Genomic DNA, 22,807 nt, shown 5'->3' with positions numbered 1-22,807 from the left:
TATCCATCCCTCCTCCGTACGTTTCTTCGGACCCGACTCTCCGACGCAGACTCCCCGTCTCCGTGTGGCATGTCACTCCCACGACACCACCACGTAGCTGAGTGGTGTACGCCCACGAAACGTCCCACTCCGGCCCACCACCAGGTAGCCGGTTCGCGGTGTCCGTAACCGGAGAGCCTCCGGGTTCGACTTCAGTCACTGAGCGACGGCTAAAAAAGTCCGAACTGGTCTGAGACGCACTCACTCGTTGACTTCGAGCACCTTGCCTGCCGCGATGGTCTGTCCCATGTCGCGGATGGCGAAACTCCCGAGTTCGGCGATTTCCGACGAGGGTTCGATGCTGAGTGGTTTCTGCGGTCGGAGCGTCACGATGGCGGCGTCGCCAGCCTTGATGAAGTCCGGGTTCTCCTCCGCAACTTCACCGGATGCCGGGTCGAGTTTCTGGTCGATGGACTCGAAGGTGCAGGCGACCTGCGCCGTGTGTGCGTGGATAACCGGCGTGTATCCCGCGGTGATGACCGAGGGGTGCTGCATCACGACGATTTGCGCCTTGAACGTCTTGGCGACGGACGGCGGATCGTCAGCCGGACCACACACGTCACCGCGACGGATGTCGTCTTTGCCGACGCCGCGGACGTTGAATCCGACGTTGTCTCCCGGTCCGGCCTCGGGGACTTCCTCGTGGTGCATCTCGATGGTCTTGACCTCGCCGCCGACGTCCGACGGCATGAACCTGACGTTGTCGCCGGTTTTCAGGATTCCAGTCTCGACGCGTCCGACGGGGACTGTCCCGATACCGGAGATTGTGTACACGTCCTGAATCGGGATGCGAAGCGGTGCGTCCGTCGGTGGCGACGGTTCCGGAAGGTTATCGAGCGATTCTAACACCGACGGTCCGTCGAACCACGACATGTTTTCCGACGGTTCGGCGACGTTGTCCCCCTCGAACGCCGAGATGGGAATGAAGTGTGCGTCGTCGGAGTCGAACCGGACCTGCTGGAGGAGTTGCTGAACCTCCTCTTTAACCTGTTTGTAGGTGTTCTCGCTGTAATCGACGACGTCCATCTTGTTGACCGCGACGATGAGCGTCTCGATGCCGAGGGTTCGGGCGAGGAAGACGTGTTCGCGGGTCTGCGGTGCGACACCGTCGTCCGCTGCGACGACGAGAAGCGCGTGGTCCGCTTGCGACGCGCCCGTAATCATGTTCTTCACGAAGTCACGGTGGCCGGGTGTGTCGACGATGGTGAAGTAGTACTTGTCCGTATCGAAGCGCTGGTGGGCGATGTCGATGGTGACACCGCGTTCGCGCTCCTCGGCGAGGTTGTCCATTACGTACGCGAACTCGAACCCCGACTTCCCCTTCTCTGCGGCCTCTTCACGATGCTGCTCGATGATGTGTTCAGGAATACTGCCTGTCTCGAACAGGAGTCGGCCGACGAGGGTCGATTTCCCGTGGTCGACGTGCCCGATGATGGCCAGGTTTTGGTGTGGTTTGTCTGCCATAGGTACCCAGGGCGCTGTCGCCCAGTCTAGTGAAATATGACACGCAAGAGTATATCCGTTGTCCCGAAATGTACGCGTCGAGGGGCTGAAATTCGGGCGGTTCGGTATGTCGCTGATGCTGATATTTTTATTCCAGTATGTGTTTTCGGGAGTAACGTATCGGGGTGAATAACTCGCCGTCATCGACTGAGAGAGTGTCACCTATGAGAAAGAATAGCATGCGAGGACGAGACGACGGAAGTCGGACAAAAACGACTCCGGAATGAGTCGGATTCCGTGAGTTAGATGGACCGCATCATTTCGGCCATCTCGGCGAAGGTGGCCGTACGACGAACGGGCGTCTGGCGGGCGGTGGTGTCGGGGTTGGAATCCTTTACAACAATCATAGTAACTACTTTGTTCTGTGGTGTGATAAATCTGTCTATGGGTGTCAATGACTGTCATTGATTTGGGAAGGGTACGAACCACCTCGAAGACCCGCGGGAACTGGACTGCGTGGGTTCCCCGTGGCACGTGGTTTTAATATCAGCGACAGATTCGTATCGACCGCATGACTCGAAGCGAACGAACCTGCATTCGAAGCCGTGAGTCGGACGTGGCTCACGGCTGGGTTCCGCGATAGTCGTATCGACGCTGTTTCTTCCCGAGTACTGACGAGCAGTTCACTGTCACCTGCCGAGTTCAACAGCACCCGCCGCGCCGGAGGTGAGTGCAATGCGGCGTAGCGACGCGACGCTTTTCACCAGTCGTGAGACTGACGGCTGGGAGAACGACACCGTCCAACTCGCGGTGCGTGCCGGTCTCGTCAGACAGTTCGGAAGCGGACTGTTCGGCTTTACGCCTACCGGCGAGCGTGTCCGGCAGAATCTCATCCATCGAATTAGGGCGGAGATGAACGCCATCGGCGGACAGGCCGTCAGCCTGCCCAGTCTCCAGTACAGCGGTGTCTGGAAACAAAGCGGTCGCTGGGGGAGTTTCGAGGGCGAGATGTTCACCTTCGAAAACCGCGAGGGACAGGCGATGTGTCTTGCGCCTTCGCACGAAGAAGGAATCGTCCATCTCGTCGAGGGGACCGTGCGCTCGTACGAGGACGCTCCCCTCCTTCTGTATCAGGTCGAACGGAAACACCGCGACGACCACCCCCGAAACGGACTCCTCCGAACGAAGGAGTTCACGATGAAAGACGCCTACAGCCTCCACGCAACCGAAGCGTCGCTGGACGAGTACTACGCTCGCGTCCGCGAAGCGTACTGCCGTATCTTCGATGCCGTCGGCCTCGACTTCGTCGTCGTCGACGCGTCCAACAGCGTGATGGGCGGGTCCACTTCCGAGGAGTTCATCGCGCCCGTCGAAACCGGGTCCGAGGAACTCGTCTACTGCGAGACCGGCGGCTGTCGCGTCGGCGTCACCGACGAATCGCCCGACACCTCTCTCTCCGAAGGCGATACGTGTCCCGACTGCGGTGCAACACTCGTCGCGGGCGAGGGCATCGAAGTCGGCCACGTGTTCAAACTCGGTACGCGGTACTCCGACCCCGCGGACCTCACACTGGATATGGCCGACGGGTCGAAACGACTCGTCCAGATGGGGAGCTACGGCATCGGCGTCGAACGCCTCCTGCACACCCTCGTCGAGCAACACGGCGACGACACCGGTCTCCGGTGGCCCGTAACCGACCGCGGGAGCGTCGCTCCCTACGCGGTTTCGATTATTCCCCTCGAATACGAGGGTTCTCTCGCAACCGCCGCCGATTACATTTACAACGCGTGCGGCCGCGACGAGGTACTCCTGTTCGACGATGACGACCAGACTATCGGCGAGCGATTCGCCGAGAGCGACTTGCTCGGGATTCCCCGAAAGGTCGTCCTCGGGAACCATTTCCGAGAGACTGGAATGGTCGAACTCGAAAGCCGAGACGGCGAGACGCGCTTCGTCGCACCCGAGGCGGTTTCGGACGTAGTCTCCGGGTAGTCGTACCCGGGTGACTCTTCCAGTCAGCCGCACCCACCACCTCGAATGACTACCGTAGATGGTATCGGTATCAGAGGCCTGCTTTCAATAGCGAGTACGAGATAAGTAGTGCAACTGTAACTCCGCCAAGAATCATCGATACGACAACGATAACAGCTGGAGCACTGGCTACAGTCGTAACGACATCTTCTACCAGCATCATTCCGAGGCCCACGAATAGCCCAACAATTAGAGCGCTCAGTAGCGGATACTCGAAACCCTGATTAACCACCTCCCAGAAGTTGACTATCTCTTTTTTCATGACCTATTATTGATTTATGTTGGGTTTTGTTAAACTAGTCTGAGATTTTGTACACATCCCGGTATCCGGTGGGGATTGAGGCCCCATTTTCAAGATGAGCTCCTGGGAAGTCACGAATCTCACCCACGTCAATACTAAGGAGGTCTTCATCCTCGTCCATCCATATACCACTCACATATGGTTTGACAACTGGTGCGCAGGCACCAAATGCACATTTGTCAATATCTCTGAATACAAACGAAGCGTTTGTTGTGTCTTTGAGTTCTTTAATCGCGAATCCAGCGATTCCGCCAACTATCGTGCCGATTCCCGCCCCAACCCCTCCGGATATTGCAGCACCAACGATGGCTCCAAGAGTGCCTGAAACGATGACCTCGGTGAACTCACCAAGGCTTTTTTCATAGTCAATTGACCCACAGAATTGCCGATGGAGGTTTTTGTTCTTTGTCGCGTCACAGTCCGCACCTTCTGGACTTTCGATATAATACACACCCAGCCGGTTAATTGACTCCTTTGTGCCTGCAGCAATCTCCTTCACGACGCTCTCTAGGAGACCTTCTTCCTGGGTAGTGGCTATTTTTGAATTAGAACTAGATTGCTTTGCAACGTCACGGAGAGGACCCCAGATATCAGACTGTTTTGAATCCGTCTGAGAAATCGTAGTACCCTCGTCATTTGCTCTGCTCTCTTCTTCGTTGAAAACGGATGGTTGAATCTCAGATAGAATATCATCAGAGATTCCATACATAGTAAGATTATCACTATTTGAATCATCATCCTTTTTTATTCTATTATCCTCGTCAACTGGAACTGGGAGAATTGTTCCATCGACCTCTTTTGTCGTTTTGTTACGAGCAATTGAGACGGCATACTTTGTTCCATTCTCAACAGCCGTATCGATTCTTACCTCAACAGTCTCCTCTTCGTCAGAACCATTTGCAGATGCGAGTCCGGTGAGGGAAGTCAATCCAACTGTGGTACCACTAACGCGGATGAATCTTCGCCGGGTTGAATTGTCAAACATCCAACTACATCTAGTTAGACGATTGATAAAAAAATTATGACAGGGTTGGTAACTCCTGACAGGAGGGGGAGTCGAGAACATGCTCCGTTGAACGACCAGACTATCGGCGAGCGATTCGCCGAGAGCGACCTCCTCGGGATTCCCCGAAAGGTCGTCCTCGGGAACCATTTCCGAGAGACTGGAATGGTCGAACTCGAAAGCCGAGACGGCGAAACACGGTACACCGAACCCGAGGCTGTCTCGGAGTTCGTCTCCTCCTAGACGGACTTCGACACCACCTAACTTCAATTCAATGTCATAACCTCGATTGTTCATTCATCCCGTAGAGAACGTCTCAAGCGAAAGGATTCTCCACTCCAACGGGCTTTTCCGTATTCGAGTGTCAGATTACTCTGATGACTAACCGGAGTGAATCTTCGTTCTCGGGGGAAGAGTGCTGTCTCGAGAGCGTCTTTACTACTTCTCCGCTCAACCTCGACGCCGCGAATTTTTGTCAGGCGCTGGTGTCGAATATCCCGGGGGGAATTCTTACGGTCGATGAATACGGTACTATTGTCTTTGCCAACCCGGCGCTCGAACGCATCGTCGGCTACCAACCGGATGACCTAGTAGGGCAGTCGCTTTCGACGCTCATTTCTGACCACCGCGAGGAAAACCCACTGCAATCGTTTCGGCAGTCACTCGAAACGGATGCACCACAGGGCGACAGAAACGAGGTTGACTTCGCTGCGCAACACAGCGACGGTCACGAAGTGCCGGTTTCGATTCAGTTCCGTGAACACACACACGACGGTCGCCGGCTATTCACCGGGATGCTCCAGGACAACACCGAGCGAGTACAGCGCAGAGACGAACTCGAACGGTACGAAGACATCGTCACGAACCTCCCGGAGGGCATCTACCGGACTGAGGCCTGTCCCGACGGGAACTTCCTCGAAGGGAACGCGGCGCTCTTGGACATGCTCGACGTGCCGTCGGTCGATGAACTCCGCCAGCACGGCCCTGTGGATTTCTACACCGACCCGGAGGAACGGCAGGTGTTACGGGAGCAACTCGACGAAGACGGTGTGCTCCTCGACGAGGAACTGCAGGTCGAAACCGCCACGGGTGAGACGATTTGGGCGTCGGTCACGGCGATTGAACGCGAAGAGTGTGGGACGACGTACATCGACGGCGTCGTCGAGGACATCACCGAACGACGGGAACGTGAAGAGCGCTTCCGCGCATTTCAGGAAGCGGTCGAGCAGGCCGGTCACTCGATTTACATGACCGACACCGACGGAACTATCGAGTACGTCAACCCGGCATTCGAGACTATCACTGGGTACTCCGAGGCGGAAGCCCTGGGTGAGAGCCCACGGCTCTTCAGTTCCAACGAGCACGACGACGACTTCTACGCGGACCTATGGGAGACGATTTGTTCGGGCGACGTGTGGCGCGGCGAAGTGGCCAATCAACGGAAGAACGGCGAGCGGTACGTCGTCAACCAGACGATTGCCCCGGTGAAGGACGACCACGGGAACATCGAGCGGTTCGTCGCAGTGAACGCCGACATCACCGACCAGAAGGAGCGTCAGCGGACGCTCGAACGCCAACGGGCATCGCTCAAGTGTGTCAGAAAAATCACTGAGAACCTGCGCCCGCTCAACCGTGCGCTGTCTCGGGTTTCGACCCAAGAGGAAATCGAACAGGTCGTCTGCGAGCATCTCGCGACGACCGACACCTACCTGTTCGCGTGGTACGGCGACTACACGCCGGAACGTGAACAAGTGACCTACCAGAAGTGGGCCGGGGTCGAAGAAGGCTATCTCGACGACTTCGAGTTGACGACCGACGAGGACAAGGTGGGCCAGCAGTTGGTCAGCCGTGCCATCCGTGACTGCGATGTTCAGGCGGCCCGGAATATCCTCGCCGACCCGACATTCGAATCGTGGCGCGAGGATGCGCTCGCTCGCGGCTACCAATCTCTGGCTGCGATTCCGGTCGTCTTTGGCGACACCGTGTACGGAGTTCTCGGGGTGTACTCGGGGCGAGCGACCGCGTTCGACGAATACGAAAAGGGACTGCTTCGCGACCTCGGGGAACGAATCGGCCACGCAATGCACGCCGCAGAGAACGAACGGCTCCTCCACACGGACACCGTGGTCGAACTGGAGTTCCAGACGACGGGCGCAGGGTCAGTCTCCGCGCAGGTGACCGAGGAACTCGATTGCCGGTTAGAGTACGAGACCGTCGTCCCGACCTCGGAAAACGAGTTCCTCTGTTATGCGACCGTCGAAGGCGCGAATCCGGAGACGGTCATCGGATACCTCTCGAACTCGCCAGCAGTGGACCGCGCTCGGACTATCAACGCAACCGGCTCACGGGGCATGATAGAGTACAGGGTGAGCGACTCCCCGATGACGAAGCTCCTCGAATACGGTGCTACGGTAACGTCGAAGGTCGTCGAAAACGGCGAGGAGACGATTGTGGGTGAGGTCGCACCGGACGCGAATAGCCGCAAGATTATCTCGGGGGTGCAGGCGGCGTATCCCGACACGACGTTCGTTGCCAAGCGGTCGGTGGACAGGCCGGTGCAGTCGATAAACCTCACGCAGGACGCGCTCGATACGCTGCTTACCGACCGGCAGCGGGAGGTACTCGAACTCGCCTACCACGCCGGGTTCTTCGAATCTCCGCGCTACTCGACGGGCGACGAACTCGCCGATGCACTCGGGATTTCGTCGCCGACGTTCTACCTCCACGTGCGAAAATCGACGCAAAAGATTCTGGAACAGATAGACGAGATAGGGCTGTTCGATTAGACGCTGACACCATCTACCGTCCGAGTCGGGGGCACCGACAGGGAAGCGGACTAGTGGGCTAGTGTGCTCACGAATTCGTCATTTCCACCACACTAGTACTCTAGGCCCGGTCGATTTCACATCTCTCGACTGATATGTGGTCGCATCAATGAGTAAAATGCCAGCATATCACATACGGAGTGCCCAGACAGCGCTCGCGGCATCGAACTTCCTCGACGGCCAGGAGACGCCCGACGAGACGCTGACAGTCTCGGCATCGGCGAATGGACACAGCGAATGGACCTCGGGGTCGGGTACCGAAGCGATTCGCCCCGCAATAGGATGATGTCTGAACGTACTCCCAACCGCCAACAAGCCCGGAAATACCGCGACCTGTTTATCGCTATCACCGGCCAGTCAACGGTTACGGAACGGCAAGAGGAATCTCGTCTCCGACGGGCCACAGAGTCAGAGAAGTACCAAGAACACCAAGCGCTCTCCGAATACGTCAAGTCCTCGACGTACGAGGACGGCCTTGAGGACGCAGTCGGTGGGGGAGACTCCTCGACCGACTCGTAACGTCCCACACTGTTCAATAATTTCACACTAGTGGGCTAGTCTCTTGGTTTTCGATACGTCCAACCGACAGATACCACAATGACGGAGTCAGAGAGGGACCAGACAGGAGAGGAGACACGTGGCTGCGATATCCCGCTCGACACCGTATTTGACCTCCTCAGCGACTGCCAACGGCGTGCTATCCTCCGGTATCTCACGCGTCACTCCGACAGCATCGAATTAGCTGAGTTGGCCGACAAACTCGCAGCGTGTGAGAAAACCGACGGTGACGACCCGAAACGGCTCAGTACGTCGCTCTACCACGTTCATCTCCCGAAACTCGCCGACGGGAACGTACTCACGTTCGACCCGGAGACGGGCATAATCGAACTCGAACCGGAATCCACGGTCCTAGCCCCCTACCTCGACCTCGCTTCGGGTTGTGAATCGTAGGCTCCGGCACTAGCTAGCTAGTCGCTGTCCCCATCCGAATGACCTAGATGACTAGCGTCGGGGTTCGTGCCAACAAAGCGCATCTCACTGACTGCCGTCTCAACGTCGTACCGCTTGGTGAGGTAGTCACGTGTCGTTGGACGGCGAGTACTCGTGAGAGAACCATGAAAACAGACAATAGATACGAGCAGTTCGAGCCGAGGTGTTTCGACCGGGGTAGTGGGACAGTACAGACGTGTGCGGTCACGCAGGTACGACACCGGTGGATTCCTCCCTCGACCACCGTGGGGTGGCGTACATGAGGTCGCTGTACGTCTGTTCCGACGGCCAGTATTACTCGGATGTCCAAATTTGGGAGCGCTTGGAGCGCGATATCTGGCACGTCTGCTGTTGGGACTCCGAGACAGGCGGTGAGTGGGTGGAGACCGTCGGCGGCGAGCTGTTACACCTGACCCCAGTTACCGAAGAACAGTTGCCGCAGGGCATTTCCACCGAACCGGTTGACTGCGGCCACGTCGTGGTCAATTCCCAACACCCGTACGGGTGCCGCTCGGAACTATAGTACCACACCGGAGTTTTGTATCGCAGTATTTGATTTATCTCCACTTCCGAGTACCTGCCGAGAGAGGTGCTTCGATGGCAATTTTCTCCACCAGAGGTGCGGGTTCGTGGTGTTTTTAGCCCTACCTCAGCACTATTTATTGCAAGATTGTGCACACTCCGGGAGAGAAGATACCAAAGCATTACTTACCGTAGTTCGCAGGGGCCTGTATGGGCCTTCGCAAGCCGCCGTTGTACGATGTCCACGCCGACGCGGGGGCACGTTTCACCGAGTTCGGTGGATGGGACATGCCCGTGGAGTACGACTCCATCAGGGCTGAACACGCGGCCGTCCGCGAGTCCGTAGGCATCTTCGATGTCTCACACATGAGTGAGATAGAAGTCTCCGGCCCGGACGGAACCGCACTGATGCAACGCTTGACGACGAACGACGTGACGGTCCTCGAACCGGGTGACTCGCAGTACTCGGCTATCGTGAACGACGACGGGGTCATCATCGACGACACCGTCGTCTACCGTCTTCCCGACCGGGACGACCCGGTGTACCTCTTCATTCCGAACGCCGGGCACGACGAGGAGATGTACGACCGATGGAACTCGTTCCGCGACGAATGGGACCTCGACGCAACCGTCGAAGACGTGACCGAAGACTGGGCGATGTTCGCGATACAGGGTCCCGACGCACTCGAAACGGTCGCTGCGACGACCGACGAGGCGGTCGGTGACCTCTCGAAGTTCGAAGCGCAGTACGCCGACGTGGCTGGCGTCGAGTGCTGGGTCGCCCGAACGGGCTACACCGGCGAGGACGGCTTCGAAGTCCTCTGTCCGTGGGACGACGCCGAAACCGTGTGGTCGTCGCTCGACGCGACGCCCTGCGGTCTCGGGTCCCGCGACACCCTTCGCATGGAGATGGGGTACCTGCTCTCCGGGCAGGACTTCGACCCCGAGGAAGAACCACGGACGCCGTTCGAGGCTGGAATCAGCTTCGTCGTCAAGTTAGACACCGAGTTCGTGGGTCGCGACGCCCTCGAACAGCAACACGAAGCGGGCGTCGACGAGACGTTCGTCGGCTTCACGCTCCTCGACCGCGGTGTCCCTCGACACGGATACGACATCGCCACCGAGGACGGCGAGGTCATCGGCACGGTGACGAGCGGGACGATGAGTCCGACGCTTTCGGACCCCATCGGACTCGGATACGTCCCCGTCGAGTACGCCGACGACGGAACGGAGCTTACCATCCTCGTTCGCGGCCGTGAGAAGCGCGCAGAAATCGTTACACCACCCTTCATCAACAACTAATGTTCGAAATTCCCGACGACAGAAAGTACCTGGAATCGCACGAATGGACCACCACCGACGGCGACACCGTCAAAATCGGTATCTCCGACTTCGCACAGGACGAACTGGGCGATGTCGTGTTCGTCGAACTCCCCAGCGAGGGCGACGAACTCTCCGCGGGCGACGAATTCGGCGTCGTCGAGAGTATCAAGGCGGTCTCCGACCTCTACGCCCCCATCTCGGGAACGGTCGTCTCCGTCAACGAAGACCTCTTCGACGCGCCGGAACTCGTCAACGACGACCCCTACGGCGACGGATGGATGCTCGAACTCGAACCGTCCTCCTCGGACGAGTTCGACGACCTCCTCTCGCCGGAGGAGTACCGCGAGCAGACGGAGTGAAATGACGGCTGGAAACGGACGCCGGGACGGCAGTCCCTACGCGCCACACACCGACGCCGACGAAGCGGCCATGCTCGACGCCGTCGGGGCCGAGAGCGTCGAATCGCTCTTCGACATCCCCGAGGACGTTCGGTTCGACGGCGAGTTTGGACTCGACGCGACCGACGAACGCGACCTTCGAGAGTCCATCGCGAACCTCTTCGCTCGCAACGAGGAGTTGACGGAGTTCCTCGGCCGCGGCCACCACGCGCACTACGTTCCCGCGCTGGTCGATGACCTCTCGCGCCGCTCGGAGTTCCTCACCTCCTACACGCAGTACCAGCCAGAAATCGCACAGGGCTTCCTGCAGGCCTTATTCGAGTACCAGTCGATGCTGGTCGAACTGACCGGGCTTCCGGTCGCGAACTGCTCGATGTACGACGCTGCGACGGCCCTCGCTGAGGCCGCGCTGCTCGCAAACCGCCTCCGCCGCGGTGCGAGCGGTCACCGCGTCCTCGTTCCCGAGCACCTTCAAGAGGGTCGCCTCGGCGTCCTCGAAAACTACCTCGACGGTGCCGACATGGAAATCGGCGAGTACCCGATGGCCGACGGCGCTGCCGACCTCAACGCCCTCTCGGACCTCGTCGACGACGAGACGGTGATGGTCTACGCCGAGAGTCCGACCGTTCGTGGCGTCATCGAAGAGCGCCTCTCCGACATCGGCGACCTCGCCCACGAGAACGACGCGCTGTTCTGTCTCGGAAGCGACGTCGTTGCGCTGGCGCTCCTCGAAGAACCCGCAAGCGTCGGTGCCGACGTCGTCGTCGGCGAGGCCGACGCTCTCGGGCTTGGCACCTCCTACGGCATGGGGCTGGGTATCTTCGCGACCCGCGAGAAGTTCCTCCGGCAGGTTCCGGGTCGTCTCGTCGGTGTCTCCGAAGACGCCGAAGACATGCGCGCGTTCACGCTGACGCTCCAGACGCGCGAACAACACATCCGGAAGGAGCGCGCCACATCCAACATCTGTACGAATCAGGCGTGGGTGGCGCTCCGAACCGCCATGCACATCGCATGGCTTGGCCCGGACCGCCTCGTCAACCTCGCGACCCGCGCGGTCACCGACGCGCGTGACCTCGCAGTGCGACTCGACGACATCTCCGGCCTGCAGGCACCGGTCTACGACCGGCACCACTTCCGTGAATTCGTCGTCCACACGGACCAACCAGCACCCGCCATCGCGAACGACCTCTCGGGGCGCGGCTTTGCGGTCCACACGCTCGACGACCACTACCTGCAAGTCTGTATCACCGACGTGAACGCCGACGCCGCGGACAAACTGGTCGCGGCCTTCGAGGAGGTAGCCTGATGAACTTCGACCAAGCACGCTTCAGCCGCGACGACCGCTACGAACCGCTCCTCTCGGAGAAGGACAGCACGACGGTCGAAGTCGACACCGAGGGCGTCCTGCCGGACGACCTGACGCGCGACGAACTCACGCTGCCGGGGCTGTCCGAGCCCCAACTCGCGCGCCACTACACGCGCCTCTCGCAGATGAACTACAGCGTCGAGTTGGGACCGTACCCGCTCGGGTCCTGTACGATGAAGTACAACCCCTCGTTCACTGAGGACGTTGCTGCGGACCCGAACGCCGCGGTCCACCCGGACCGCTCGGACCGGACGATTCAGGGGACGCTCGGACTCCTCCACGGCCTGCAGGAGCAACTCGCCGAAATCGGCGGAATGGACGCTGTGACGCTCCAACCTCCGGCCGGTGCCGCAGGTGAGTTCACGGGCATCCTCATCGCAAAAGCCTATCACGAGGCACGGGGCGACGACCGCTCCGAAATCATCATTCCGGCGTCCGCACACGGGACGAACTTCGCGTCCGCCGCGCTGGCGGGTTACGACGTGGTCGAACTCCCCTCCAACGACGACGGCCGCGTCGATATCGAGGCGCTCGACGCCGCCATCTCCGAGGAAACAGCCGCGCTCATGCTCACGAACCCGAACACGCTCGGGTTGTTCGAGCGCGACATCCTCGAAATCTCGGAGATGGTCCACGATGCCGGTGGCCTGCTCTATTACGACGGCGCGAACTTCAACGCCCTTCTGGGCCGCGCTCGCCCCGGCGACATGGGCTTCGACATCATGCACTACAACGTGCACAAGACGTTCGCCACGCCCCACGGCGGCGGCGGACCCGGTGCCGGGCCGGTCGGTGTCGTCGACGAACTCGCCGAATACCTCCCGAGTCCGATGGTTAAAGAGACCGAAGCGGGCTACGAACTGTACGACCCCGAGTCGACTATCGGCAAGGTCCACGGCTTCGGTGGCAACTGGCTCGTCCTCGTGAAGGCCTATGCCTACATCGCTCGACTCGGCGATTCGGGCCTCTCGGACGCCAGCGCTAAGGCTGTCTTGAACGCCAACTATCTGGCTTCGCAAATCGACCTCGAAGTCCCGTACGGACCGTTCCACCACGAATTTGCGGCCACGTCGGGCGACCGAGACGCCGCAGACGTTGCCAAGCGGATGCTGGACTACGGGGTCCACCCGCCGACGACGAAGTGGCCGGAACTCGTCTCGCAGGCGATGCTCACCGAGCCCACAGAAATCGAAGATAAGGCGTCGCTCGACGACCTTGCGTACGCCTTCAACGCCGCTTACGCGGACTCCGACGAGGCGCTCGAAACCGCACCGACGAAGACGAGCGCCCGCCGCATCGACCAGGTGTCCGCCGCGCGGAACCCGCGGCTCTCGTGGCAGTCGCTCGCCGACGAAGAATAACGAAACTCCCTTTTTCGCGGACTAGGCTTCCGCTTTCGCGTACGTCTCGATATCGTCCGTGATGTGGATGTAGCCGTAATCGCACTCGGTGCAACTCCACTTGGTCTTCTTGCCGAGGTGAATCTCCATGCTGGCGGCGAGGTAGAACGTGTCGTTGCCGCAAACGGGGCATTCGCGGTCGATTTCGAGGTCGCTCATGGGGTCGAATCCGTTGTAGTCATTGTTGAAGATATTGGTTCGCGGGCGCTGTGGCAGGAGACATAAATCAAATATCGCGATATGAAATTGTGTCTGCTCTCGAAAGAGGGCACGTTCGGACCACTACCCGGCTTGGACGGCGTCCAGTCGACGAACGTCGGCTCGCGACCCCATCGCCCGACGTGTCAAAAGATTATCGTTGGTGAGACGGAATGGCTGGTCGTGCTCGCCCTCCTCGATTTGACTGCACGAAACGTTCGGAGACTCGCGTTCGGGTTTATCACGGCCCTTCTCGGCGCAATGTCTATCTGGGCGTTCGTCCGCGGTCAAGAATTGATTCGCGTCGTGCTTCTCACCTCACTGACGGCGTACGCGGGAAGCACTCTACTCTTACAGCAGATTCCGAACATCAGACGTATCGCTGCACTCCCGCTCGGCGTCATCGGCATCGTTGCCTACGTTATTGGAGCGCCGACAGACCTGCCGATATTCTTCATTCTTCTGGGCATCGCCAGCCTCGTCGATTTGGTCTGGGACCCAACCGGCACCGTCTACGAAAGCGAGTCAGAGTGAGGCAGTCGGTACTCAGCGCACGACTCGGTCGAGTTCGCTCGCAATCGCGCTCGCCCGCTGTTCGTACAACTCGCCCTCCGAGTCGTACCAAAACGGAAGGGCAGCGACGGACCGCCCCATTGCGAGCACGCGGTAGCAGTCACGTCGCGGAATATCCGGACCGAACGGAAGCGGGTCGTAGAGCGCCTCTCGAACCGGGGCCGGGTCGTCGACGTAGCGGGTCAGAAGATACTCGGCGTTAACCGCGGCGAACTCCAGCGGGCCGAGTTTGGCGCGTTCGAGGTCGATGACACCAGTGAGTTCGTCGACGCTCTCTGGCGGGATTCCGTCTCGGTTCATCAGGTTCGCTGGTGAGAAGTCGGTGATGACAATCGACGGAGACGGGGTTGCCGGGAGTCGGTCGCGGCTTGCTTGGAGGTAGTCGAACACGTCCGGAACGATTGCATCCAGTTTCTCGTGTGCTGCCGCCGCCTCGTAGAGTTCGGTTCCGTAGTCGACGAGCCACGCCGAGCAGTCGTCGTACGTGCCGACCGCGACGGGGTTCTCGTCTCGGTAGTCGGTGCGCTGGATGTACCCGTAGCCGTCGGTGGCTTGCGCGGGAATCGACCCGAACGCGGCCATGACCGCGCCGAGGAGTCGAACCGCGGCGGGGTTCGTCGCCCGCTCGGTGTCGAGAAAGCCATCGGCCAGCGCCGCGCCGGGGCGGTGTTCCATCACCACGAACGGCGGTGTCTCGTCGTCACCCTCGTCGAGCGCGACGACTTCAGGGACCGGGAGGTCGGTGAATTCGGCGAGGAGGCGGTAGGCGGTCACGCCCGCGCGGAGGTGTCCCGGTTCGGAGTACGTCCCGAACTTGACGACAAGTCGGTCGGCGTTTCGGTCGGTATCGTGGTCGGGAGAGACGACGAATACGTCGTTGACGCCGTCGCCGACGTCGGTGAGAGACACTTCAGAGAGTGGTCGATAGCGTGCAAGTTCGGGAGCATCGACCCGGCGAAGTGCTCGAAGCACATCTTCATGGTCGATGGACGGCGTTGAATCTATCATATATCAAATGAGAATGCCATCGGTTTCTACTGGTAGGTGTCTGTCTCGGCGACACTCGATTCGAGCGAGTCAGTTGTCGAACAGCCAGTAGAGAGCGAGTCCAAGCACCGCTTCGAGTGGACCGATGACCACTGCCCCGAGCACGAACAACGAGTACACGACAATACCGCCGATATCTCCAGCAGAATGAGTGCTCATCTCGTTTCGCTGATTATGTTGGAGTTATATTATATTCTTCGGGGAACGGAGTCAGCGCATTCGCTGCGTCTTGCAGGAACCAGTGCGTTCGCTGCGTCTTGCAGTATCAAACTGCGGGCACGAGACGAACGGCCGCGAGGTTCAGAATGTTTGGTTACGCGTCGGTGGAGTCGATGCTTCCCAGTTCGGGGACAGAATCATCGCTCGCCCGCTCTTGCAGTTTGCCGACGATGACGGAGGTGGCGTAGATTGCGACGGCGACGAGGACGATGACGCCCCCTGCGGTTGCGCCGCCGTAGTAGGATACGCCGATTCCGAGGAGGACCGCGAGTTCGGCGAGGACCACGGAGACCAAAAGCGACTGGGTGAAACTCTTCGAGACCTGCGCCGCGCCCGCAACGGGGACGACAAGCATCGCGGCGACGAGGATGACACCCATAATCTGCATCGCACCGACGACGACCAGGGCGGTGAGCATGACCATCACGCGGTTGTACCACGTGACCGAGATGCCCGAGACTGCGGCCGCGGTTTCGTCGAACGTGACGTAGAGCAGTTGGTTTCGAGTGAGCCCGACGGTTGCGACGATGATGCCGAACAGGACCAAGAGAATGGCCGCGTTCTCGGCGGAGACCGTCGAGAGGTTCCCGAAGAGGTACTGGTTGATACCGACTGCGAGGCCGCCAGCGTTGAGGCTGATGAGGACCGTCCCCAGTGCGAACCCGGTCGAGAGCACGATTGCCATCGACACGTCGTTGTAGGCGTCGGTCGCCTCGGAGATGAGTTCGATGAGGAGCGCCGCGATGACCGCCACGACGACGGCAGTCAGATACGGCGAGACGCCGAGGCTAAACACGCCGTTGAGGAACAACCCGACTGCGACGCCGGCGAAGGCGGTGTGTGCCAACGCGTCGCCGATGAGCGCGAGTTGCCTGTGGACGAGGAACGTCCCGATGAGGGGGGCCATCACGCCGATACAGAGCCCGACGAGGATGGCGCGGTGCATGAACTGGTATTGGAGGAATTCCAGTCCAGTCACTCCCTCGACGAAGAACAGCAGGTCCGACCAGAGCGAGAGGAACCAGTAGAACGGTGCGAGAACCGAATCTAACGGCCCCGCCTGCAACAGGGTGAGCAGTTCGACGTGCATCACATCTCACCCATGAACGTCGCGGCCGTCCCGAACGCCCGGGCGAGCGCGTCGCTCTCGACGAAGTCGTCGGTCGGGCCGTCGAAGTACACCTCGCGGTTGAGACAGACGATACGCTCTGCGTGGTCGGTGACCGCGCCGAGGTCGTGCTCGATGAGGAGGATGGTGATACCGTCCTCGTTGAGCGATTCGAGCAGGTCGTAGAACGCATCGACCGATTCGGCGTCGACACCGACAGTCGGCTCGTCGAGGACGAGCAGGTCGGCTTCTCCGGCAAGCGCGCGGGCGATGAACGCACGCTGGCGTTGACCGCCGGAGAGTTGGGTGACTCGGCGGTTGGCGAAGTCGGACATGCCGACCGTGGCGAGCGCTTCGTCGATGATTTCGTGGTCTTCGGCCGAGAGCATCCCGAAGCCGACGTGGGGGAACCGACCCATCTTCACGACTTCGCGGACGGTAATCGGCATCGCCTTCGAGGCGCTCGCGTGCTGGGCGACGTAGCCGATACGAGCGCCGTCGTCGAACGCGTGGGACGGCTCACCGAATAGGCGTGCCGACCCCTCGTCGGGGCGGAGCAAGCCGAGGATGAGCTTCATCAACGTCGACTTGCCCGACCCGTTCGGACCGACGACGGCGACGTACTCACCGGGAGCGATACTGAACGAGATGTTCTCTACGACGGGTGCCGCGGTGTACCCGAATTCGACATCGGACAGTTCGATGAGCGGCTCGGTCGGTTCCGCGTTCGGTTTCGGCTTCGATTCGGTTACTGACTGTTCTTCGCCGTTCAGGATGCTCATTCAAAGTTCCTCCACTCTTCTTCCCACCCGTCGTAGCCCGCCTCGGCAGGGGATTTGTTACCGAGGACGACTTCGAAGGTGGGCATGTTGATTTTGTACGCGATTTCCTCGTAGCCCCAGTTGTTCTCGACCCAGTTGTCGCGGACGCCCGCGTAGGGAGTTACCGGGTAGTACGCCTCGACAGCGGTCTCGGCAATCAACTGCTTTGCGGGCTTTCGCGTCTCGAAGACACCAGCACCGATGTACTTGATGTCGTTGTCGCTTATGACCTGCTTTGCTTCCGTGATGTCCGAGGGCTTCACGTCGCCGCTCGCCGCGAGGTTGACCACGAGCGGGCGCATTTCGACGCCGTAGCGGACGCCGATATACTGGAACGCGTTGTGTGCGGCCAACTGGACGACGTCCCGCGATGCGCGGTCGAAGATGTCCTGGTAGTCCTGGTCGATTCGGTCGAGAACGTCGGACTTGTACGTCGACGCGTTCTCACGGAAGGTATCTTCGTGGTCGGGTGCGAGTTCGACCAGCCCTTCGGTGATGTTGTCCACAGAGGTCTTCGCGCGCTGTGGGTCGAGCCAGAAGTGCGGGTCTTTCCCGCGACCTTGACCAACGCCCTCTTCGTCCCTGTCGAGGCTGGCGGCGAGTTCGACGAGTTCGACGCCTTCGCGGACGTTGATGAGTTGGGTATCGATATCGTCGTCTTTCAGCGTCTGGATGGCGCGGTCGGCCCACGGCTGGAAGTCCTCCCCGACGTGGATGAATGCGTCCGCTTCGATGATGTCCCGCGTGACGCTCGCGTCGGGTTCCCAGCCGTGACCGTGAAGCCCGGTTGGAATCAGATTCTTCACCGTCACCGGAGTGTTCTTTGTGATTTTGCGGGCGAAGTCGTAGAAACTGAAGAACGACGCGACCGCGACGGGACCGTCCTCGGAGTCAGTCGTCTCGTCCGACCCGCCGGTTTCCTCGTCGTTTGCGCCGCTTACAGTGCCACCGAGACAACCAGCGAGACCCGCTGCGACGAGGCTCGAACCTGCCGCGAGTGCGCGTCTACGAGAGAGTCGCATTTCCTTCGTCTGGTTTTTGCTTCCCATTATGAAAGATATAGCTACACACCAGTACTTATGTCTGCTGTTCTAATCTAAGAATTAGACTAGTCTAAAACTCTCGATGGTGGTCGGTTTTCGGCACCTACTGCGCAGTTGTGGTATCGCGGGAAGAAAAGAGAGCACACCGAGAAGACAGCCATAGCGCGGCACACTGGACGTCTGGAGGGTCACGCAGGCCGCACGATGTACCGACTGCGATGCGGCCGTCCAGTACCTCTTTCACCTCGCGTGCCCAACGCCGGGCTATGGGAATCACGCTGTACGCGCTCGACGGATGTCCGTACTGTGAGACGGTTCACGACGCTCTCCAGACTGCCGAAATCGAGTACGAGACGCACTGGGTCGACCCGCTTCACTCCGACCGCGACGAGGTAAAACGGGTGAGCGGTCAGCGGGCCGTCCCCGTCCTCGTCGACGAAGAACGCGGCGTGACGATGGCAGAAAGCGAGAACATCCTGCAATACATCGACCAGACACTGGCACAATGAAGGTATACACCGGTCGCGGCGACGAGGGAATGACCGACCTCCGGGACATGACTCGGGTGTCGAAGACGAGCCACCGAATCGAAGCGTACGGAACCGTCGACGAGCTAAACGCCCTGCTCGGAACGGTCCGTCCGACAGGCTACGACGACGTAGACGAGGTACTCGAACTGGTACAGAACCACCTCCACATCGTACAGGCTGACCTCGCGAACCCCGACCCGGACGAGGACGACCCGCAGATTCGAGACGAACACGTCGACGAACTCGAAGACTGGATCGACACCGCGGACGAGGAACTCGACCCGCTCACGTCGTTCATCCTTCCCGGTGGGAGCGAGTCGGGCGCGAAACTCCACCACGCGCGCGCAGTCAGCCGTCGCGCGGAGCGCCGCGTCGTCGCGCTCGCCGGTGAGGAGGCAGTCAACGAGTCGGTCGTCGCGTACCTCAACCGCCTGTCGGACGCGCTGTTTGTCTACGCACGGTTGGTGAACAAGCGCGACGGCGTTCCCGAAGAATCGCCGACATACTGAGTTTCCGGACTGAACCCGTCTATGGTTGGGTACCCTTTCCTATCGAATGGCGTGTGACCGACTGCGTACGATGACACGACAACCATGCCCAAACTGCGGCGCAGAGACCACGCTCGTAACCGGCATCGACCGCTGTAGCGAATGCTCGTGGTGGGAACCACAAGGTGCAGACTGACTCGATGGGCCTCGAAGCGGACGTGCTCGAGGTGCTCGAACGGCGCGGACCGCTCCACGTCACCGAAGTCGCGTTGGCGGTGGATTCGCATCTCTTCAGCGTCGAAGCGTGTTGCGCGCGCCTCGTCGCGGCGGGCGAGTTGCGAACCGAGAGCTGCGGCGTGTACGAACTGACGCGAGACGACACAGCAGACGACTCAGTGGAGTAACTCGGCGCGGCGTAGCCACTACACCGACGTATAGCCGCTTTGCTCGGCGATAGAAGAGTTCCAGGACGGGTGAATCGTGCCCACGGTTCTACCGTCCCGGAGGGACAGACGCTAGACGGGGATGTCGGCCAAGCGGGTAGCCGACTTGCCCGTGTTTTAGGCACGCCTAAGAATTACTAAAGTGTGTCGCTCCCTCAGGAAAATATGATACTCGGTACCGAATGGCATAATTGTTTTCTTATCTCCGAGACTATCTTATGGTATGAATCGACACTTCAGTGATGCACGGTACTACTTCCGACGAGGGTTCGACCACCTCTACGCCGGTCTGAAAGAAGAGAGTGAACCGCTGCGCCGCCGCATCATGGAAGCGATGGGGCGAGAGATGGACGACGAAGAGGAGATGGAACCGCAGTCCCCGCGCGAGCGCGTCGAGTATGGTGCGCGCCGGGCGGCCACTCGTAGTCGCCGAGCCGCCAGAAAGGTCCGTCGTCGCGTGCGCCGGACCGAGTAGGGAACCGGTGGTTCCCTAACCGGGGCACAACGTAAGTCTTAATTGACGGCGAGCGGAAGCAGAATCTGTAGCCGGGTTGGTGGTCTAGCCAGGTTATGACGGCTCCTTCACACGGAGCAGGTCGGCAGTTCGAATCTGCCCCAACCCATTTTCTGATTCCTCGCAACGCCGAGCGATAGCGAGGTCGCTTGCGACCTCGAATGCGAGCGGAGCGAACGGAGTGAGCAAAGCGAGGAGTCCGTGGAATCGAAACTGGAGACGGCAGATTCGAATTCGGGAGCGAAGCGAACGTAGTGAGTGGAGCGACCAACGTTCGAATCTGCCCCAATCCGAAACGCACGACAGCTACGACGACTCAGCAACCTCCTGTGCCTTCCGCAGCGTCCGCCCCGCGTAGCCCACGCCGAATCCAATCCCACTGAGCACCCCAGCGACGACCACCCCACCCCCGAGCGGGTAGAGAACCCAGACAACCGACTCCATCGTCGAAACGGGGATAAATAGGTTGAACGTGAACGCGAGACTCGGGCCGAGTGCGAGTATCCAACTCTCGATAGCGTGGCCCCCGCGGTAGACGTAGTACGCGGTGGCGGCGACGAGCAGTAGCACTGCCACATCGACGATGAGTGACTGCACGGGCGTCGAGGGTTCCAACTCCCAGACTCGCAACGCCGTCAAAATCGCGAAGAGAACGGCGAAGACGAGCGCGGAGATACCGGCCACCCGCTGGAGGGCGTTACGTCTCATGTCAGCAAATAGTGTGAGTCGGGGTATGTGCTTTCGGGAGCGGGTGGTGTTGGGATTCGCAGCAAGAAAGCACTTACATCACCTCCCCGAATGTAGAATAGATGTCACGAATTGCCCTCCAAGCCGTCATTGTGGCGGGCCTTATTCTCCTCGCGGGTTGTGTGTCAGCGGGTCCGCCGACGGCAGCACCACCGGCGAGTAGCACTGCTCAGCCGACCACAACACCCGCCACATCGACGCCGACCACGGCGACCACGACGACAGCCACGTCAACGACGGGATACTCGCATGGCACGCAGTTCGTCTCGGTGAGCAAGAGCGGTCCCGGTAACTGCTCGTCAGAGACAACGAACTGTGCGACCTTCGAGAACCTCACAGCCGACCAACAGCAGGTGTTTCGGAATTTGCTCAATGCGAGTCAAATCGTCGTCGGACCAGACGAGACCAATCCGTTCGACTACCAAAACGAGAGCCGCCCCGAGTTCGTGAACTACGAGGGGACCTGGTACTTCGTCCGCGTTGCTATCAAATAGCGCTCTCAGCAGAGAGTTCGACAGTCATCCGGCTCGTCTCTCACAAATCCCGAAACGGAACCCGCCGAATCGTCACCGGGGCGTCCTCCCGTGCCTGTAGGTGACGCTCTCTTGTTGCACCGAGAGGGCGTTACCGACCGCGGCCGGGTCCGCTTGCGGCGTTCTGTATCTTCTTCATCAAACGCCGAGTTCGTCCGCGAACGCGGCGATATCTGGCACTGTGAGGTCTGGTTCCGGGCCAAACGGTTCCCACGGCGAGTCTTTTCTATCGACCCAGACGCCTCGCATTCCGGCGTGCTGTGCGCCCATCACGTCGAACCACGCGGCCGTCACGTGAGAGATTTCGTCGATTGGAGTCCCGGTTCGGGCGGCGGCGTGGCGGTACAGCTCCGCGTCGGGTTTGAACACCGCCACTTCGTCGGCGCTGATGATACCGTCGAGCAGGTCGCGGATGTTCGCGTGGTCGACCATCGAATCGAGCATTTCGGGATTCCCGTTCGAGAGGACGTAGCAGGGATAGCCCGCCTCCCGCAGTCGTTCGATAGCGCCGCGCACGTCGTCGAACACGTCGAGTTCGTGGTAGACCGCGAGAATCTCGTCGCGTTCGGCCTCCGAGACGGCAACGTCGTGCGCGTCAAGTGCGTACTGGAGCGCGGCGCGGTTAATCTCGTAGAAGGGGCGATACTCGTCGATGTCGTTTCCGACGAACGTGTATTCCAGCGACCGGGTGCGCCACAGTTTCGAGACTGGCTCCGGGTCCTCGATTCGGTCTGCGAGCGCCTTTTCGGCGGCATCGACATCGACGAGTGTGCTGTAGGAGTCGAACGTAACCGTCGAGACTCGGTCTGGGTCGAACGCCATACCAAACCGATACGCCGCGTGGCGTGTTAAGCAATAACAACAGAGAAGAGGGAAGCTGTTTAAGAGATGACTCGGAAGAG

Annotated in this window: 27 protein-coding genes, 1 tRNA gene and 1 pseudogene; 18 read left to right on the top strand and 11 right to left on the bottom strand. The window is 60.0% G+C overall.

What is annotated here, in order from left to right; translation table 11 throughout:
- Positions 1-240 precede the first annotated feature (240 nt).
- On the bottom strand, positions 241-1,503 hold the full coding sequence (gene tuf, locus ACH9L7_RS00845) for a translation elongation factor EF-1 subunit alpha (RefSeq protein ID WP_396611865.1): 1,263 nt from the start codon (positions 1,501-1,503) through the stop codon (positions 241-243).
- Between the two features lie 714 nt (positions 1,504-2,217).
- Here tuf and ACH9L7_RS00840 point away from each other — a divergent pair.
- On the top strand, positions 2,218-3,474 hold the full coding sequence (locus ACH9L7_RS00840) for an aminoacyl--tRNA ligase-related protein (RefSeq protein WP_396611864.1): 1,257 nt from the start codon (positions 2,218-2,220) through the stop codon (positions 3,472-3,474).
- Between the two features lie 70 nt (positions 3,475-3,544).
- Here the strand turns inward: ACH9L7_RS00840 and ACH9L7_RS00835 are convergent, their stop codons facing one another.
- Together ACH9L7_RS00835 and ACH9L7_RS00830 are read right to left on the bottom strand one after the other, a co-directional pair.
- On the bottom strand, positions 3,545-3,775 hold the full coding sequence (locus ACH9L7_RS00835) for a hypothetical protein (protein ID WP_396611863.1): 231 nt from the start codon (positions 3,773-3,775) through the stop codon (positions 3,545-3,547).
- Between the two features lie 34 nt (positions 3,776-3,809).
- A complete protein-coding gene (locus ACH9L7_RS00830) occupies positions 3,810-4,742 on the bottom strand; it encodes a glycine zipper family protein (protein ID WP_396611862.1) in 933 nt (310 codons plus the stop codon).
- 150 nt (positions 4,743-4,892) lie between these two features.
- On the opposite strand from ACH9L7_RS00830, the pseudogene ACH9L7_RS00825 reads away from it, so the two are divergent.
- From ACH9L7_RS00825 to gcvPB, 10 genes and pseudogenes are all read left to right on the top strand, one after another.
- Positions 4,893-5,060: pseudogene (locus ACH9L7_RS00825) on the top strand (His/Gly/Thr/Pro-type tRNA ligase C-terminal domain-containing protein); the annotation flags it as partial.
- Positions 5,061-5,302: 242 nt separating this feature from the next.
- Entirely contained in the window at positions 5,303-7,603 is a 2,301-nt protein-coding gene (locus tag ACH9L7_RS00820) for a PAS domain S-box protein (RefSeq protein ID WP_396611861.1), read from the top strand.
- 148 nt (positions 7,604-7,751) lie between these two features.
- Positions 7,752-7,928 (top strand): hypothetical protein, encoded by a 177-nt coding sequence (locus tag ACH9L7_RS00815; RefSeq protein ID WP_396611860.1) that lies wholly within the window; start codon positions 7,752-7,754, stop codon positions 7,926-7,928.
- Positions 7,928-8,161: a hypothetical protein gene (locus ACH9L7_RS00810; protein ID WP_396611859.1), complete on the top strand. Its 234-nt coding sequence runs from the start codon at positions 7,928-7,930 to the stop codon at positions 8,159-8,161. Before ACH9L7_RS00815 ends, ACH9L7_RS00810 begins: the two co-directional genes overlap by 1 nt.
- 78 nt (positions 8,162-8,239) lie before the next feature.
- Positions 8,240-8,593, top strand: a complete 354-nt coding sequence (locus tag ACH9L7_RS00805) for a hypothetical protein (RefSeq protein ID WP_396611858.1) — start codon at positions 8,240-8,242, stop codon at positions 8,591-8,593.
- Between the two features lie 262 nt (positions 8,594-8,855).
- Positions 8,856-9,155, top strand: coding sequence for a hypothetical protein (locus tag ACH9L7_RS00800; protein ID WP_396611857.1), 300 nt, complete (start codon positions 8,856-8,858; stop codon positions 9,153-9,155).
- A gap of 209 nt (positions 9,156-9,364) precedes the next feature.
- Positions 9,365-10,456, top strand: a complete 1,092-nt coding sequence (gene gcvT, locus ACH9L7_RS00795; protein WP_396611856.1) for a glycine cleavage system aminomethyltransferase GcvT — start codon at positions 9,365-9,367, stop codon at positions 10,454-10,456.
- Positions 10,456-10,836 (top strand): glycine cleavage system protein GcvH, encoded by a 381-nt coding sequence (gene gcvH / locus ACH9L7_RS00790; RefSeq protein WP_396611855.1) that lies wholly within the window; start codon positions 10,456-10,458, stop codon positions 10,834-10,836. The genes gcvT and gcvH overlap by 1 nt, the downstream gene beginning before the upstream one ends.
- 1 nt (position 10,837) lies before the next feature.
- Positions 10,838-12,181 (top strand): aminomethyl-transferring glycine dehydrogenase subunit GcvPA, encoded by a 1,344-nt coding sequence (gene gcvPA, locus ACH9L7_RS00785; RefSeq protein WP_396611854.1) that lies wholly within the window; start codon positions 10,838-10,840, stop codon positions 12,179-12,181.
- Positions 12,181-13,602 (top strand): aminomethyl-transferring glycine dehydrogenase subunit GcvPB, encoded by a 1,422-nt coding sequence (gene gcvPB, locus ACH9L7_RS00780; RefSeq protein WP_396611853.1) that lies wholly within the window; start codon positions 12,181-12,183, stop codon positions 13,600-13,602. The genes gcvPA and gcvPB overlap by 1 nt, the downstream gene beginning before the upstream one ends.
- A gap of 21 nt (positions 13,603-13,623) precedes the next feature.
- Here gcvPB and ACH9L7_RS00775 read toward each other — a convergent pair whose 3' ends face one another.
- Positions 13,624-13,800: a hypothetical protein gene (locus ACH9L7_RS00775; protein WP_396611852.1), complete on the bottom strand. Its 177-nt coding sequence runs from the start codon at positions 13,798-13,800 to the stop codon at positions 13,624-13,626.
- Between the two features lie 81 nt (positions 13,801-13,881).
- Between ACH9L7_RS00775 and ACH9L7_RS00770 the strand changes: the two genes are divergently transcribed.
- On the top strand, positions 13,882-14,373 hold the full coding sequence (locus tag ACH9L7_RS00770; protein WP_396611851.1) for a hypothetical protein: 492 nt from the start codon (positions 13,882-13,884) through the stop codon (positions 14,371-14,373).
- 12 nt (positions 14,374-14,385) lie between these two features.
- Here the strand turns inward: ACH9L7_RS00770 and ACH9L7_RS00765 are convergent, their stop codons facing one another.
- From ACH9L7_RS00765 to ACH9L7_RS00745, 5 genes are all read right to left on the bottom strand, one after another.
- Positions 14,386-15,420, bottom strand: coding sequence for a phosphotransferase family protein (locus ACH9L7_RS00765; protein ID WP_396611850.1), 1,035 nt, complete (start codon positions 15,418-15,420; stop codon positions 14,386-14,388).
- 69 nt (positions 15,421-15,489) lie between these two features.
- Complete coding sequence (locus ACH9L7_RS00760; protein ID WP_396611849.1) at positions 15,490-15,618, bottom strand: hypothetical protein; 129 nt, start codon at positions 15,616-15,618, stop codon at positions 15,490-15,492.
- Between the two features lie 154 nt (positions 15,619-15,772).
- Positions 15,773-16,768, bottom strand: coding sequence for a metal ABC transporter permease (locus ACH9L7_RS00755; protein ID WP_396611848.1), 996 nt, complete (start codon positions 16,766-16,768; stop codon positions 15,773-15,775).
- Positions 16,768-17,568, bottom strand: a complete 801-nt coding sequence (locus tag ACH9L7_RS00750) for a metal ABC transporter ATP-binding protein (protein WP_396611847.1) — start codon at positions 17,566-17,568, stop codon at positions 16,768-16,770. The genes ACH9L7_RS00755 and ACH9L7_RS00750 overlap by 1 nt, the downstream gene beginning before the upstream one ends.
- Positions 17,565-18,656 (bottom strand): metal ABC transporter substrate-binding protein, encoded by a 1,092-nt coding sequence (locus tag ACH9L7_RS00745; protein WP_396611846.1) that lies wholly within the window; start codon positions 18,654-18,656, stop codon positions 17,565-17,567. Before ACH9L7_RS00745 ends, ACH9L7_RS00750 begins: the two co-directional genes overlap by 4 nt.
- 260 nt (positions 18,657-18,916) lie before the next feature.
- Here ACH9L7_RS00745 and ACH9L7_RS00740 point away from each other — a divergent pair, with 260 nt between their 5' ends.
- The 5 genes from ACH9L7_RS00740 to ACH9L7_RS00720 all read left to right on the top strand — a co-directional run bounded on the left by ACH9L7_RS00740 (position 18,917) and on the right by ACH9L7_RS00720 (position 20,734).
- Positions 18,917-19,159, top strand: a complete 243-nt coding sequence (locus ACH9L7_RS00740) for a glutathione S-transferase N-terminal domain-containing protein (RefSeq protein ID WP_396611845.1) — start codon at positions 18,917-18,919, stop codon at positions 19,157-19,159.
- Positions 19,156-19,689 (top strand): cob(I)yrinic acid a,c-diamide adenosyltransferase, encoded by a 534-nt coding sequence (locus ACH9L7_RS00735; protein ID WP_396611844.1) that lies wholly within the window; start codon positions 19,156-19,158, stop codon positions 19,687-19,689. Before ACH9L7_RS00740 ends, ACH9L7_RS00735 begins: the two co-directional genes overlap by 4 nt.
- Positions 19,690-19,853: 164 nt before the next feature.
- On the top strand, positions 19,854-20,072 hold the full coding sequence (locus tag ACH9L7_RS00730) for a hypothetical protein (protein WP_396611843.1): 219 nt from the start codon (positions 19,854-19,856) through the stop codon (positions 20,070-20,072).
- 262 nt (positions 20,073-20,334) lie between these two features.
- Positions 20,335-20,586 carry a hypothetical protein gene (locus ACH9L7_RS00725; RefSeq protein WP_396611842.1) on the top strand — a complete coding sequence of 84 codons (252 nt, stop codon included), beginning with the start codon at positions 20,335-20,337 and terminating at the stop codon, positions 20,584-20,586.
- A gap of 73 nt (positions 20,587-20,659) precedes the next feature.
- A tRNA-Val gene (locus tag ACH9L7_RS00720) sits at positions 20,660-20,734 on the top strand.
- Between the two features lie 197 nt (positions 20,735-20,931).
- Here ACH9L7_RS00720 and ACH9L7_RS00715 read toward each other — a convergent pair.
- Complete coding sequence (locus ACH9L7_RS00715; RefSeq protein WP_396611841.1) at positions 20,932-21,333, bottom strand: hypothetical protein; 402 nt, start codon at positions 21,331-21,333, stop codon at positions 20,932-20,934.
- A 101-nt stretch (positions 21,334-21,434) separates the two neighbouring features.
- On the opposite strand from ACH9L7_RS00715, the gene ACH9L7_RS00710 reads away from it, so the two are divergent.
- Entirely contained in the window at positions 21,435-21,866 is a 432-nt protein-coding gene (locus ACH9L7_RS00710; protein ID WP_396611840.1) for a hypothetical protein, read from the top strand.
- A 177-nt stretch (positions 21,867-22,043) separates the two neighbouring features.
- On the opposite strand, the gene ACH9L7_RS00705 is transcribed toward ACH9L7_RS00710, so the two are convergent.
- A complete protein-coding gene (locus ACH9L7_RS00705) occupies positions 22,044-22,727 on the bottom strand; it encodes a haloacid dehalogenase type II (protein WP_396611839.1) in 684 nt (227 codons plus the stop codon).
- Between the last annotated feature and the right edge of the window lie 80 nt (positions 22,728-22,807).

It is taken from the genome of Haloferax sp. S1W, assembly GCF_044593955.1.
Taxonomy (GTDB): domain Archaea; phylum Halobacteriota; class Halobacteria; order Halobacteriales; family Haloferacaceae; genus Haloferax.
Note: the sequence above shows the minus strand (reverse complement) of the source record. Positions and strands in the feature narration are given on the sequence as shown.

Excerpts from the sequence above, each read along its gene's own strand:
- gcvPA (WP_396611854.1), top strand. The coding sequence starts at position 10,838 with ATGACGGCTGGAAACGGACGCCGGGACGGCAGTCCCTACGCGCCACAC.
- ACH9L7_RS00810 (WP_396611859.1), top strand. The coding sequence starts at position 7,928 with ATGTCTGAACGTACTCCCAACCGCCAACAAGCCCGGAAATACCGCGAC.
- ACH9L7_RS00710 (WP_396611840.1), top strand. The coding sequence starts at position 21,435 with ATGTCACGAATTGCCCTCCAAGCCGTCATTGTGGCGGGCCTTATTCTC.
- ACH9L7_RS00815 (WP_396611860.1), top strand. The coding sequence starts at position 7,752 with ATGAGTAAAATGCCAGCATATCACATACGGAGTGCCCAGACAGCGCTC.
- ACH9L7_RS00735 (WP_396611844.1), top strand. The coding sequence starts at position 19,156 with ATGAAGGTATACACCGGTCGCGGCGACGAGGGAATGACCGACCTCCGG.
- gcvT (WP_396611856.1), top strand. The coding sequence starts at position 9,365 with ATGGGCCTTCGCAAGCCGCCGTTGTACGATGTCCACGCCGACGCGGGG.
- ACH9L7_RS00745 (WP_396611846.1), bottom strand. The coding sequence starts at position 18,656 with ATGGGAAGCAAAAACCAGACGAAGGAAATGCGACTCTCTCGTAGACGC.
- tuf (WP_396611865.1), bottom strand. The coding sequence starts at position 1,503 with ATGGCAGACAAACCACACCAAAACCTGGCCATCATCGGGCACGTCGAC.
- ACH9L7_RS00750 (WP_396611847.1), bottom strand. The coding sequence starts at position 17,568 with ATGAGCATCCTGAACGGCGAAGAACAGTCAGTAACCGAATCGAAGCCG.
- ACH9L7_RS00760 (WP_396611849.1), bottom strand. The coding sequence starts at position 15,618 with ATGAGCACTCATTCTGCTGGAGATATCGGCGGTATTGTCGTGTACTCG.
- ACH9L7_RS00840 (WP_396611864.1), top strand. The coding sequence starts at position 2,218 with ATGCGGCGTAGCGACGCGACGCTTTTCACCAGTCGTGAGACTGACGGC.
- ACH9L7_RS00740 (WP_396611845.1), top strand. The coding sequence starts at position 18,917 with ATGGGAATCACGCTGTACGCGCTCGACGGATGTCCGTACTGTGAGACG.
- ACH9L7_RS00835 (WP_396611863.1), bottom strand. The coding sequence starts at position 3,775 with ATGAAAAAAGAGATAGTCAACTTCTGGGAGGTGGTTAATCAGGGTTTC.
- ACH9L7_RS00770 (WP_396611851.1), top strand. The coding sequence starts at position 13,882 with ATGAAATTGTGTCTGCTCTCGAAAGAGGGCACGTTCGGACCACTACCC.
- ACH9L7_RS00715 (WP_396611841.1), bottom strand. The coding sequence starts at position 21,333 with ATGAGACGTAACGCCCTCCAGCGGGTGGCCGGTATCTCCGCGCTCGTC.
- ACH9L7_RS00755 (WP_396611848.1), bottom strand. The coding sequence starts at position 16,768 with ATGCACGTCGAACTGCTCACCCTGTTGCAGGCGGGGCCGTTAGATTCG.
- ACH9L7_RS00705 (WP_396611839.1), bottom strand. The coding sequence starts at position 22,727 with ATGGCGTTCGACCCAGACCGAGTCTCGACGGTTACGTTCGACTCCTAC.
- gcvPB (WP_396611853.1), top strand. The coding sequence starts at position 12,181 with ATGAACTTCGACCAAGCACGCTTCAGCCGCGACGACCGCTACGAACCG.
- gcvH (WP_396611855.1), top strand. The coding sequence starts at position 10,456 with ATGTTCGAAATTCCCGACGACAGAAAGTACCTGGAATCGCACGAATGG.
- ACH9L7_RS00725 (WP_396611842.1), top strand. The coding sequence starts at position 20,335 with ATGAATCGACACTTCAGTGATGCACGGTACTACTTCCGACGAGGGTTC.
- ACH9L7_RS00805 (WP_396611858.1), top strand. The coding sequence starts at position 8,240 with ATGACGGAGTCAGAGAGGGACCAGACAGGAGAGGAGACACGTGGCTGC.
- ACH9L7_RS00765 (WP_396611850.1), bottom strand. The coding sequence starts at position 15,420 with ATGATAGATTCAACGCCGTCCATCGACCATGAAGATGTGCTTCGAGCA.
- ACH9L7_RS00775 (WP_396611852.1), bottom strand. The coding sequence starts at position 13,800 with ATGAGCGACCTCGAAATCGACCGCGAATGCCCCGTTTGCGGCAACGAC.